The sequence below is a fragment of the Rhizobacter sp. AJA081-3 genome (assembly GCF_017795745.1).
Lineage (GTDB): Bacteria > Pseudomonadota > Gammaproteobacteria > Burkholderiales > Burkholderiaceae_C > Piscinibacter.
Window position 1 is genome coordinate 2,122,044 of record NZ_CP059067.1, and the last position, 12,279, is coordinate 2,134,322.

A 12,279-nucleotide genomic window follows, 5' to 3' on the forward strand; every position below is an offset into this window, starting at 1 on the left:
CCATGAAGCGATTCCACGTTCACGTCCACGTCGAGGATCTCGACAAGAGCATCGGCTTCTATTCGAAGCTGTTCGCCGCGGAACCGAGCCGTGTCGAAGGCGACTATGCCAAGTGGATGCTCGACGATCCGCGCATCAACTTCGCGATCTCGACGCGAGGCAGCAAGCCCGGCATCGACCACCTCGGCTTCCAGACCGACGATGCCGAGGAACTGGCCGCCTTGAAGGCGCGCGCCGAGGCCGCCGACATGGCGCTGCTCGACGAAGGCAATACGACCTGCTGCTACGCGCGCAGCGAGAAGCACTGGGTCACCGACCCGCAGGGCATCGCCTGGGAGCACTTCCACACGCTGGGCAACATCCCGGTCTTCAGCGAAGGCAGCAAGACCGACGCTGCAACAGCCTGCTGCACGCCGACAACCCGCGGCAAGCCGATCGGCATCCCGGTGAAGTCGCAATCCTCCTGCTGCTGACGGGGGCCGCGGCCGGCCCGCGGGCCGCGGGCTGTCACGGTTTCGTCATCCATCATTTCTACACTGATGGAAGTACCGTTTCTTTTCCGGAAGGAATCCCATCGTGAGAGTCGGCATCAACGGCATGGGTCGCATCGGACGGCTGGCCCTGCGTGCGGCCCTGGGTGCGGCCGAGCGCCCTGGGGACGATCCCCGCGCCGGCAACCGGCTGGAGGTGGTGCACCTCAACGAACTGAAAGGTGGTGCCGCCGCCACGGCGCACCTGCTGGAGTTCGACAGCGTGCAAGGCCGTTGGCGCAGCCGCATCGCAACCGAAGGCGATGCCACCATTCGCATCGACGACCGCCAGCTCGGCTTCTCGTTGCACGCGAGCGCAGCAGCGATTCCCTGGGGGGACCTGGGCGTGGATCTGGTGCTCGAGTGCACCGGCAAGTTCCTCACCCCCGAGACGCTGCAGGGACACCTCGACCGCGGCGCCAAGCGTGTCATCGTCGCCGCGCCCGTGAAGGTCGGCGACGTGCTGAACATCGTGGTCGGCATCAATCACCACCTGTACGACCCGGCGAAGAACCGCATCGTCACGGCCGCGTCCTGCACGACGAACTGCCTGGCCCCGGTGGTGAAGGTGGTCCATGAAGGCATCGGCATCCGCCACGGCCAGATCACCACGATCCACGACCCGACCAACACCAACCTGATGGTCGACGCGCCGCACAAGGACCTGCGCCGCGCCCGCAGCGCGATGCTCAGCCTGGCGCCGACCACCACGGGCAGCGCCACCGCCATCGCGCTGATCTATCCCGAGCTCAAGGGCAAGCTCAACGGCCACGCCGTGCGCGCGCCCGTGCTGAACGCATCGCTGACCGACTGCGTGTTCGAACTGAAGCGCGAGACCACGGCCGAGGAGGTGAACCGCCTGTTCGCCGAAGCCGCGCAGGGATCGCTGGCCGGCATCCTCGGTTACGAGGAGCGGCCGCTCGTCAGCGCGGACTACGCCCGCGACACCCGCAGCAGCATCGTCGATGCGCTGTCCACGATGGTCACCGACGGCACGCTGCTGAAGGTCTATGCCTGGTACGACAACGAGATGGGCTACGCCTGCCGCATGGTCGACCTGGCGTGCCACATGCAGCAGCAAGGCGTTTGACCGGACCGCCGTCGCGATGAACACAGGCACGCGCAACTACGCGATCGTCACGGCGGGCTACTGGGGCTTCACGCTCAGCGACGGCGCGCTGCGCATGCTGGTGCTGCTGCACTTCTACCGGCTGGGCTATTCGCCGTTCACGCTGGCCTTCCTGTTCCTGCTCTACGAAGCGATGGGCGTGGTGGCCAACCTGATCGGCGGGTGGCTGGCCACGCGCTACGGCATCAAGCGCATGCTGACCGTCGGGCTGTTCACCGAGATCACCGGCTTCCTGCTGATGTCGGCACTCTCGCCGGCGTGGTCGGTGGCCTTGTCGGTCGCCTGGGTCGTCGGTGCGCAAGGCATCTGCGGCGTGGCCAAGGACCTGACCAAGACCGCCAGCAAGTCGGCCATCAAGGCCACCGCGGGCGACGCGTCGGGCCAGCTGTTCAAGTGGGTGGCCTTCTTCACCGGCAGCAAGAACGCGATGAAGGGCGTGGGCTTCTTCCTCGGCGGCGTGCTGCTGCAGGCGGTCGGCTTTCAGGCGGCGCTGTGGATCATGGCGGCCGGACTGGCGATCGTCTTCGTCGGCGTCGTCAGTTTCGTGCCGCCGCTGATGGGCAAGAGCAAGGCGTCGAAGTCGGCCAAGGAACTGTTCGCCAAGAACCGCGGCATCAACCTGCTGGCAGCTGCGCGTGTGGCGCTGTTCGGCGCCCGCGACGTGTGGTTCGTGGTCGGCGTGCCGGTGTTCCTGTACGCCTCGGGCTGGACCTTCACGATGGTCAGCGGCTTCGTCGCGCTGTGGACCATCGGTTACGGCGTGGTGCAGGCAGCCGCACCGGCGATCGTGCGGCGCAGCGACGATGGCCTGAGCGCCGAAGTGCCCGCAGCGCGCCTGTGGTCGGCGCTGCTGGCCGTCGTGCCCATCGGCCTGGCCGTGCTCGTGGCGATGAAGGTGCCGAACCTCGAATGGGTGGTCGTCGCCGGGCTCGGCCTGTTCGGCTTCGCCTTCGCGGTCAACTCGTCGGTGCACTCGTACCTGGTGCTGGCTTATGCCGGCTCGGAGAAGGCCGCCGAGGACGTGGGCTTCTACTACGCCGCCAACGCACTGGGTCGATTCTTCGGCACCCTGCTCTCCGGCCTGCTGTACCAGTGGGGCGGCCTGCTGTACTCGCTGATCGGCTCGGCGGCCATGTTGGTCGCCTGCTGGCTGGTCACCCTGGCGCTGCCGACCCGCGCGCAGGCATCCGTCCAGCCGGCCACATGAACGCGATGGACGAGAAGGCGGCCGTGCGGGCGCTCGGGGCGCTCGCACAGGAGGTGCGCCTGCGCATCTTTCGAGCTGTCGTCGGCGTCGGCCCCGGCGGCATGACGCCGGGAGCCCTGGCGGCCGAGCTGGCCGTACCGCCTTCGACGGTGTCCTTCCACGTCAAGGAATTGCTGCACGCCGGCCTGCTGACGCAGGAGCGCGACGGCCGGTTCCTGATCTACCGGCCGAGCATCGGCACGATGAACGAGTTGCTCGCCTACCTGTCGGCGCACTGCTGCCAGGCCGTCACCTGCGAGCCGGCATCGTCTGCGCCCGGCCTGGCGTGCACCACCTGCTGAACAGAATCGAACCCACCTTCGGAGAATCCCGATGAACGACAAGGTCTACAACGTGCTCTTCGTGTGCACCCACAACTCGGCGCGGTCGATCATGGCCGAGGGCATCCTGAACAGCCTCGGCCGCGGCCAGTTCAAGGCGTTTTCCGCGGGCAGCCACCCCGGCACGTCGGTCAACCCGTTCGCGCTGAAGACCTTGTCGGCCCTTCACATCCCGACCGACGGCTATCGCAGCAAGGACTGGGACGAGTTCGCTCGCCCGGGGGCGCCGGAACTCGACTTCGTCTTCACGGTCTGCGACAAGGCGGCCGGCGAGGTGTGCCCGGTCTGGCCCGGCCAGCCGATGACGGCCCACTGGGGCGTGGCGGATCCGGCCGCCTTCGAAGGCACCGACGAGCAGAAGGCCAAGGTGTTCTGGGACACGGCGGTCGTCCTCAAGCGCCGCATCGAACTGATGCTGGCCCTGCCTCTGGCGTCGCTGGACAAGATGGCGATCCAGCGCGAGATCCGCGACATCGGCAGCCGATGAGCATCTTCGAGCGCTACCTGAGCGTCTGGGTCTTCCTGTGCATCGTCGTCGGCATCGCCCTGGGCCAGTGGCTGCCGGGCCCGGTCCAGGCCATCGGCGGGATGGAAGTCGCCCAGGTCAACCTGCCCGTCGGAGCGCTGATCTGGGTGATGATCATCCCGATGCTGCTGAAGGTCGACTTCGGCGCATTGAGCCAGGTGAAGCAGCACTGGCGCGGCATCGGCGTCACGCTGTTCGTCAACTGGGCGGTGAAGCCGTTCTCGATGGCGCTGCTGGGCTGGATCTTCATCCGCCACGTGTTCGCGCCCTACCTGCCGGCAGGCCAGGCCGATAGCTATATCGCCGGCCTGATCCTGCTCGCCGCGGCACCCTGCACCGCGATGGTCTTCGTGTGGAGCCGGCTCACCAATGGCCACCCGCTCTTCACGCTCAGCCAGGTGGCCTTGAACGACACCATCATGGTGTTCGCCTTCGCGCCGATCGTTGCGTTGCTGCTCGGCCTGTCGTCGATCACGGTGCCCTGGGACACGCTGATCACTTCGGTGGTGCTCTACATCGTCATCCCGGTCGTCATCGCGCAGCTCTGGCGCAAGGCGCTGCTGGCTCGCGGCCAGGCCGCCTTCGACGCCGTGCTCGCGAGAATCGGCCCCTGGTCGATCGCCGCGCTGCTGGCCACGCTGGTGTTGCTGTTCGGCTTCCAGGGCGAGGCGATCCTGAAGCAGCCGCTGGTCATCGCGATGCTCGCCGTGCCCATCCTCATCCAGGTGCTGTTCAACTCGGGTCTGGCCTATTGGCTCAACCGGCGCCTGGGCGAGTCGCACAGCGTCGCCTGCCCGTCGGCGCTGATCGGCGCGAGCAACTTCTTCGAACTGGCGGTGGCCGCGGCGATCAGCCTGTTCGGCTTCGAGTCCGGCGCGGCACTGGCCACCGTGGTGGGGGTGCTGATCGAGGTGCCGGTGATGCTGCTGGTGGTGCGCGTCGTCAACCGGAGCAAGGGCTGGTACGAGGCCGGCGCCGCACCCTGATCGCCGTCAAGCCCGCAGGCGCCACGTGGCGCACAGTCGGCTTCATGGACACTCACCTGAAGATCAAGGTTCTGGGATCGGGTTGTAGCAAGTGCCGCAGCACGATCGGCCTCATCGAACGTACCGCTCGAGATTCAGGCATCGAGATCGAGATCGTCAAGGTCGAGCGCCCCGACGAGATCCGGCGCTACGGTGTGCACGCCACCCCGGCCGTCGTCATCGCCGAGCAGGTGGTGCACAGTGGCGGCATCCCATCGCATGAAGCCGTGCAGGCCTGGTTCAAGCCGGTCGGCATCGGGTTCCTGAACCATCCGACGCGACATCTCTTCTTCACTGGCAAGGGCGGCGTGGGCAAGACCTCGCTGTCGACGGCCGCCGCGCTGACGCTGGCCGATGCCGGCAAGAAGGTGCTGCTCGTCAGCACCGACGCCGCGTCGAACCTCGACGAAATGCTGGGCATCGAGTTGCGCAACACGCCCGTGCCCGTCCCGGGTGCGCCCGGGCTGTCGGTGCTCAACATCGACCCCGACACCGCGGCCGAGTCCTATCGCCAGCGCGTGCTGGCTCAGATGGGCGCGAGTGCGAGCACGGAAGAGCTTTCGACCGTGCGTGAGCAGCTCTCCGGTGCCTGCACGACCGAGATCGCATCTTTCGACGAGTTCTCTTCCTTGCTGGCCGATGGCGCGCAATCCTGGGACCACATCGTCTTCGACACGGCGCCGACGGGCCACACCCTGCGCCTGCTCAGCCTGCCCAAGGCCTGGACAGGCTTCCTGGACGGCAACGACCGCGGCGCATCGTGCCTCGGCCCGCATTCGGGCCTGAAGATGCAGGAGGTCCGCTTCAAGGCCGCGCTCGACGCCTTGAGCGATCCGGTCCGCACGACCGTGATCCTGGTGACGCGCCCCGACCAAGGCGCGATCGCCGAAGCGGCACGCACCTCGGACGACCTGCGCGAGCTGGGGCTGAACAACCAGCGCCTGGCGATCAATGCGGTCTTCCATGCCAGTGACCGCGAGGACGCCGTGGCGCGCTCGATCGAGAGTCTGGGGCAGCTGGCGCTCGAAGGCATGCCGGCGTCGCTGCGTGCGTTGCCCCAGGACCAGGTGCCGCTGCGGCCCTTCGACACCGTGGGCCTGCCCGCCTTGCGGGCGCTGCTGAAGCCGGGCGCCGAAGCCGCCATGCCTCTCGCGACGAGCGCGACGGCCAGCGTCGATGACCTCCAGGGCCTGGGCGCGCTGGCCGACGAGCTGGCCTCAGCCGGGCACGGGCTGATCATGGTGATGGGCAAGGGTGGTGTCGGCAAGACGACGATCGCCGCCGCCCTGGCCCTCGGCTTGATCGAGCGCGGCAAGACCGTGCACCTGAGCACCACCGACCCGGCCGCCCACCTGGCGGCGACGCTGAACGGCAACGTGCCCGGCCTGAACGTGAGCCGCATCGACCCGAAGGTCGAGACGCAGCGCTACATCGACAAGATCATGGCGTCCCGGTCGCCGAAGCTCGACGCGGCGGAGCAGGCGCTGCTGCTCGAAGACCTGCAGTCGCCCTGCACCGAAGAGGTGGCCGTCTTCCATGCGTTCTCTCGCATCGTCAGCGAGGCACGCGGCTCCTTCGTCGTACTCGACACGGCCCCCACCGGCCACTCGATGCTGCTGATGGACGCGACCGGCGCCTACCACCGGCAGATGACCCGGGAGTTCGAGGGGCACGGGGCGCCGCGGGTGGTCACGCCCCTGATGCGACTGCAGGACGCCGCCTACACGAAGATCGTCCTGGTGGCGCTGCCGGAAGCCACACCCGTGTCGCAAGCCGCCGCACTGCAGGACGACCTGCGCCGGGCGAAGATCGAACCCTGCGCCTGGGTGCTCAACAAGAGCGTGCTGGCCGCCGGCACGCGCGACCCGCTGCTCGCGGCGCGACTGGCCGGCGAGCGCAGGCAGATGGAACGCCTGTCCGCCGGGCTCGCCCGGCGCCTGTTCATCGTGCCCTGGCTGACATCGCCGCCGGTCGGTCTGGCCGCGCTGTCGAAGCTCGTCAGCGACAGGCCGGCGCAGCCTGGTTGAACCGGATCCATCGCCGCGTGAGATCCGCCAGTTCCATCCGGCGCAGCCGTGGTGACGGCATCGGTTCCGGTATTTCGTGGGTTCGCGTGGGACCTTCTGAACCCACCAGGTGGCCTGCCCGGAGGGACTCGAACCCCCGACCCCCAGCTTAGAAGGCTGGTGCTCTATCCAGTTGAGCTACGGGCAGCACGGGCCGTGGGTGGCCGGAAGGATTGGTCGGGGTGAGATGATTCGAACATCCGACCCACTGCTCCCAAAGCAGTTGCGCTACCAGGCTGCGCTACACCCCGAGTGGGCGCATTGTACCCAGCGTCACGCGGCGGCGGGTGTGGGCAGCGCGAGCTGGCGCGAGACGTCCATGCACTGGCGGATGTGCTGTTCGCAGACGTACTTCAATGCCGAGAAGGTGAGCAGCGCCGACACGGCCTGCCCGGCCACCGGCACGAACTTGGCCGCCTGCTGCGTGGTCAGGCGCACGCCGACCAGGCGCAGCGTGTGCATCACGACTTCGCGCGTGACCAGTCGCCCGACCAGCAGGCTGCCACCGGCCGAGATCGCCTTGTAGACCACCACCCGGCGGTCGGGCGAGAGCCGCTCGACCTGCTCCGGCGTGAGGCCGAAGGCGCGGTTGATCTCGGGGATGAGCTTGACCAGGATCGCCACGTCGGTGACCCAATCGATGCCGGGAATCGGCACCAGGGCCACGCCGGCACCCACGAGCGCGCGCCGCGTCACGAGCCGGCGGCAGTGCTTCGCCACCGCGTCGATCTGCTGCGGCGTCTCGGGCACCAGCTCCCAGTGGGTGATCTTTGCCATGAGGCGGCCTCAAGAGCCTTCCGAGGCCCCCGGCCCCTTGAGCTTGCCGACGATGAACAGCAGCACGATAGCGCCGAGCAGCGAGCCGATGAAGCCCGTGCCCTCCCCGGCCTGGTACCAGCCGAGCGCCTGGCCGACGAAACCTGCCGCGAACGAGCCGGCAATGCCCAGCACCGTGGTCAGCACGATGCCCATGCTTTGCGAACCCGGCATGATGGCGCGAGCGATCAGCCCGACGACGAAGCCCACCAGGGCCATCCAAACGTAGCTCATGGCGATTCCTTGTGAGTGGCGATGCGGCGCAATGTACCCCAGGGGCGTGACACGCGACATCAGCGCTGCATCTGCTCCCACGCCTTTTCGAGCCGCTTCACACTGACCGGCTGCGGGGTGCGAAGTTCCTGGGCGAACAGGCTGATGCGCAGTTCCTCGATCAGCCAGCGGAACTCCTCCAGCCGCGCATCGGCCACACCCTTGCGATCGGCCAGCGCGCGGCTGAATCGCTGCTCCAGCGGGCGCAGCTCGGCCAGGCGCTGGGCATCGCGGGCCGGGTCGGCACGGTACTTCTCCAGGCGCATCTGCACGCCCTTCAGGTAGCGCGGCAGGTGCGCCAGCGCCGACCACGGCGTGGCCACCACGAAGCGTTTGCCGACCAGCCGTGCCAGCTGCGCGGCGATGTCGTCGGCGCTCTCCTTGGCCGGCCGGGTGTCCTTGAGCTTGCGCTGGGCCGCGGCCCAGTCGAACAGCACGACACCGGCGGCGCGGGCAATCTCGTTGGCGATCAGCGTCAACCGGCCGCGGCCTTCGTCGATGCGCCTCGCGAACGAGGCAGCGTCCGTCGGCAGCGGGTCGGCGAGGAAGGCGCGATCCAGCGCCAGCTCGACGATCTGATCGCGCAGGTCGTCGGCGCTGCCCATCGGCATGTAGGCGACAGCCATCTTCTGCAGATCGGGGATGTTCTTCTCGAGGTACTTGAGCGCGTCGCGGATCTGCAGCGCGACCAGGCGCCGCAGGCCGCCACGGTGCTTGGCGGCGGCCACCTCGGGCTCGTCGAAGACCTCGATCTCGACATGATCGCGGTGGTCGATCAGCGCGGGAAATCCCACCAGCGATTGCCCACCCTTGCGCAGCTCGAGCAGTTCGGGCAACTCGCCGAAGCTCCAGGCGGTGTACTTCTCTGCTGGGCGCGCGGCGACGGCGGGTTCGGGTTCGCGTGCCTTCGTTTCGGCGGGCCGCAGGCCTGTCGGAGCCGCCGCCTCCGCCACAGGCGCAGCTGCCACCTTCAGTGCCGCCAGGGCCTGGAAGGCGGAGCGCGCCTGGCCGCCCAGCTCGGCCTTCAACGCGGCGAGGTTGCGGCCGGTGGCGAGCTGGCGGCCGTGCTCGTCGACGATGCGGAAGTTCATCAGCAGGTGCGGGCTCAGCTGCTCCTGCTTGAAGTCGTTGCGCTGCACGGCGAGCTGGGTGCGTTCGCGCACATGGCGCAGCAGCGCATCGAGCAGGCCACCCTGGGCGAACGCCGCCTCGGCGACGAACTCATCGGCATAGGCCGGCAAGGGCACCAGGCGCGAACGCGGCCGCTGGTGCAGTGTCTTCACGAGCGCCAGCACCTTGTCCTTGAGCATGCCGGGCACCAGCCAGTCGCAGCGCTCTTCGTTCACCTGGTTGAGCACGTAGATCGGCACGGTGACGGTCAGGCCGTCCTTCGCATCGCCGGGCTCGTGCAGGTAGCTCGCCGCGCAGTCGATGCCGCCCAGGCGGATGGTCTTCGGGAACGAGGCCGTGGTGATGCCCGCCGCTTCGTGGCGCATCAGCTCGTCGCGGGTGAGCAGCAACAGCTTGGGCTGGCGCTTCACCTCGAGGCGGTACCAGTGTTCCAGCGAAGCCCCGCTGTGCACCTCGGCCGGGATCTGCTGGTCGTAGAAGGCGTGGATCAGCTCGTCGTCGACCAGCACGTCCTGGCGGCGCGACTTGTGCTCCAGCTCCTCCACCTGCGCGATCAGCTTGCGGTTGGCGGCCAGGAACGGCAGCTTCGTCTCCCACTCGCCATGGACCAGCGCCTCGCGGATGAAGATCTCGCGCGCTGCGGCGGGGTCGACCTGGCCGAAGTTCACTCTTCTGTTGTTGTAGACGACGATGCCATAGAGAGTCGCCCGCTCCAGCGCCACCACCTCGCCTGCCTTCTTCTCCCAGTGCGGCTCGAGGAGCTGCTTCTTGATGACGTGCGCGGCGATGCCCGGCAGCCAGGCCGGGTCGATGGCGGCGATGCCGCGGCCGAACAGCCGCGTCGTCTCGACCAGCTCAGCCGCGACGATCCAGCGCCCCGGCTTCTTCGACAGGTGCGTGCCCGGGTGGCGATGGAAGCGGATGCCGCGCGCGCCGAGGTACCAGTCCTCGTCCTCGCTCTTGCAGCCGATGTTGCCCAGCAGCCCGGCAAGCAGCGACAGGTGCAGCTGCTCGTAGGTGGCCGGCGAGGTGTTCAGCCGCCAGCCATGCTCGGCCACCACGGTGTGCAGCTGCGAATGCAGGTCGCGCCATTCGCGCACGCGGCGCGGCGAGACGAAGTTCTCGCGCAGCAACTGCTCCTGCTTGCGCAGGCTGAGCTTGTGCTCGCCGTGGCCGCCCTTGCTGTCTTCCAGCCACTTCCACAGCTTCAGGTCGCCGGTGAATTCGGAGCGCTCGTCGTCGAACTTCTTGTGCGCGGCGTCGGCGGCCTGCTGCTGCTCGAGCGGCCGGTCGCGCACGTCCTGCAGGCTGAAGGCGGCGGCGATGATCAGCACCTCGGTGAGCGCCTGGCGGTCGCGCGCCTCGAGGATCATGCGGCCCACGCGTGGGTCCAGCGGCAGCTTCGACAGCTCGCGGCCGATCGGCGTGAGCTCGTTCAGGTCGTCGACGGCGCCGAGCTCCGAGAGCAGCTGGTAGCCGTCGGCGATGGCGCGACGTGGCGGCGGCTCGAGGAAGGGGAAGTCCTCCACCGTGCCCAGCCCGAGCGACTTCATGCGCAGGATCACGCCGGCCAGCGAGGAGCGCAGGATCTCCGGGTCGGTGAAGCGCGGCCGGCCAGCGAAGTCCTTCTCGTCGTACAGGCGGATGCAGATGCCGTCGCTGACCCGCCCGCAGCGGCCGGCGCGCTGGTTGGCGGCGGCCTGGCTGATCGGCTCGATCATCAGCTGCTCGACCTTGTTGCGGTAGCTGTAGCGCTTGACGCGCGCCGTGCCCGCATCGACGACGAACTGGATGCCCGGCACCGTCAGCGAGGTCTCGGCCACGTTGGTGGCCAGCACGACACGGCGCGCGCTGTGCGGCTCGAAGATGCGGTCCTGCTCCTGCTGGCTCAGGCGGGCGAACAGCGGAAGGATCTCCACGCCCGGCGGGTGGTGCTTGCGCAGGTGCTCGGCGGCCTCGCGGATCTCGCGCTCGCCGGGCAGGAAGACGAGCACATCGCCAGAACCTTCGCGCCAGAGTTCGTCGACGGCCTCGCCGATGGCGTCGTTGAGGTCGAACTCGCGCGACTCCTCGAAAGGCCGCCAGCGCTGCTCGACCGGGAACAGCCGCCCCGACACCTGGATCACCGGCGCCGGGCCATGCCGGCTGGCGAAATGCTGCGCGAAGCGGTCGGCGTCGATGGTCGCCGAGGTGACGATGATCTTCAGGTCGGGCCGGCGCGGCAGGATCTGCCGCAGGTAGCCGAGCAGGAAGTCGATGTTCAGGCTGCGCTCGTGCGCCTCGTCGATGATCAGCGTGTCGTAGTTGCGCAGCAGCGGGTCGCTCTGCGTTTCGGCGAGCAGGATGCCGTCGGTCATCAGCTTCACCGAGGCGCCGCGTTGCAGCCGGTCCTGGAAGCGCACCTTGTAGCCGACCACCTCGCCCAGCGGCGAGTTCAGCTCCTGCGCGATGCGCTTGGCCACGCTGGACGCAGCGATGCGCCGCGGCTGCGTGTGGCCGATCAGGCCCTTGCCCCCGGCGCCCAGGCCGCGGCCGAGTTCCAGCGCGATCTTCGGCAGCTGCGTGGTCTTGCCCGAACCCGTCTCGCCGCAGACGATGACCACCTGATTCGCCTCGATGGCGCGCGCGATCTCCTCGCGCCGGGCCGAGACCGGCAGCGATTCGGGAAAGGTGATGTGCGGGACGGCGGTGGCCGCCGGGGTGGAGGTCTTCACGGGCCGCGGATTATCCGCGGCCCGGCCGATCACCCTTGGCGCGGTTCGTAAGTGATGATGTTCAGCGCCGCGCCCTGCTTGTCGAGGATGACGGCGAAGCGGCCGACGCCCGGGATGTCCTGTGGCGGCACGGCGACCTTGCCGCCGAGCTCGGTGCAGCGCTTCGCCGTGGCGTCGACATCGGCGACCGTGACATAGCAGCCCCAGCTGGGCGGCATCGGCCCGGCATTCGCCGGCATCGCCATGATGCCGCCGACCGCCTCGCCGCCGACCTTGACGACCTGGTAAGTGCCCTCGGCCATGGGCATCGTCTCGATCGTCCAGCCGAAGAGCGTGCCGTAGAACTCGGTGGCGGCCTTCGCGTCGGTGGTCATCAGTTCCGACCAGCTGAAGGCCCCAGGGGTGGTGTAGACGTCCATGCGCGGCTCCCTGAAGTTGCGGGGGCAGCCATGCTGCGCCGCGCGTGGGGCGACGTCAACGGC

11 protein-coding genes and 2 tRNA genes are annotated in these 12,279 nt (G+C 68.4%); 7 read left to right on the plus strand and 6 right to left on the minus strand.

Annotated features, from left to right (window positions below; genetic code table 11):
* The first annotated feature begins 2 nt into the window (after positions 1-2).
* From HZ992_RS10145 to arsA, 7 genes are all read left to right on the plus strand, one after another.
* The gene (locus HZ992_RS10145) at positions 3-473 is read left to right on the plus strand and encodes an ArsI/CadI family heavy metal resistance metalloenzyme (protein WP_209386526.1); all 471 of its coding nucleotides are present in this window, start codon (positions 3-5) and stop codon (positions 471-473) included.
* Positions 474-576: 103 nt separating this feature from the next.
* A complete protein-coding gene (locus tag HZ992_RS10150) occupies positions 577-1,620 on the plus strand; it encodes an ArsJ-associated glyceraldehyde-3-phosphate dehydrogenase (RefSeq protein WP_209386527.1) in 1,044 nt (347 codons plus the stop codon).
* Positions 1,621-1,636: 16 nt separating this feature from the next.
* Positions 1,637-2,866 carry an organoarsenical effux MFS transporter ArsJ gene (gene arsJ / locus HZ992_RS10155; RefSeq protein ID WP_209386528.1) on the plus strand — a complete coding sequence of 410 codons (1,230 nt, stop codon included), beginning with the start codon at positions 1,637-1,639 and terminating at the stop codon, positions 2,864-2,866.
* A 5-nt stretch (positions 2,867-2,871) separates the two neighbouring features.
* Entirely contained in the window at positions 2,872-3,207 is a 336-nt protein-coding gene (locus HZ992_RS10160; protein WP_209387119.1) for an ArsR/SmtB family transcription factor, read from the plus strand.
* A 31-nt stretch (positions 3,208-3,238) separates the two neighbouring features.
* The gene (locus tag HZ992_RS10165; protein WP_209386529.1) at positions 3,239-3,733 is read left to right on the plus strand and encodes an arsenate reductase ArsC; all 495 of its coding nucleotides are present in this window, start codon (positions 3,239-3,241) and stop codon (positions 3,731-3,733) included.
* A complete protein-coding gene (gene arsB / locus HZ992_RS10170; RefSeq protein ID WP_209386530.1) occupies positions 3,730-4,758 on the plus strand; it encodes an ACR3 family arsenite efflux transporter in 1,029 nt (342 codons plus the stop codon). The genes HZ992_RS10165 and arsB overlap by 4 nt, the downstream gene beginning before the upstream one ends.
* Before the next feature lie 44 nt (positions 4,759-4,802).
* Positions 4,803-6,824: an arsenical pump-driving ATPase gene (gene arsA / locus HZ992_RS10175; protein WP_245213420.1), complete on the plus strand. Its 2,022-nt coding sequence runs from the start codon at positions 4,803-4,805 to the stop codon at positions 6,822-6,824.
* A gap of 110 nt (positions 6,825-6,934) precedes the next feature.
* Here arsA and HZ992_RS10180 read toward each other — a convergent pair.
* The 6 genes from HZ992_RS10180 to HZ992_RS25715 form a co-directional block, all read right to left on the minus strand.
* Positions 6,935-7,011 (minus strand) — tRNA-Arg (locus HZ992_RS10180).
* 26 nt (positions 7,012-7,037) lie between these two features.
* Positions 7,038-7,114, minus strand: a tRNA-Pro gene (locus tag HZ992_RS10185).
* Between the two features lie 22 nt (positions 7,115-7,136).
* The gene (locus HZ992_RS10190; protein ID WP_209386531.1) at positions 7,137-7,640 is read right to left on the minus strand and encodes a hypothetical protein; all 504 of its coding nucleotides are present in this window, start codon (positions 7,638-7,640) and stop codon (positions 7,137-7,139) included.
* Positions 7,641-7,649: 9 nt separating this feature from the next.
* Entirely contained in the window at positions 7,650-7,913 is a 264-nt protein-coding gene (locus HZ992_RS10195; protein ID WP_209386532.1) for a GlsB/YeaQ/YmgE family stress response membrane protein, read from the minus strand.
* A 59-nt stretch (positions 7,914-7,972) separates the two neighbouring features.
* Positions 7,973-11,797, minus strand: a complete 3,825-nt coding sequence (hrpA, locus tag HZ992_RS10200) for an ATP-dependent RNA helicase HrpA (RefSeq protein ID WP_245213421.1) — start codon at positions 11,795-11,797, stop codon at positions 7,973-7,975.
* A 29-nt stretch (positions 11,798-11,826) separates the two neighbouring features.
* Positions 11,827-12,216 (minus strand): VOC family protein, encoded by a 390-nt coding sequence (locus HZ992_RS25715; protein WP_245213422.1) that lies wholly within the window; start codon positions 12,214-12,216, stop codon positions 11,827-11,829.
* Positions 12,217-12,279 lie beyond the last annotated feature (63 nt).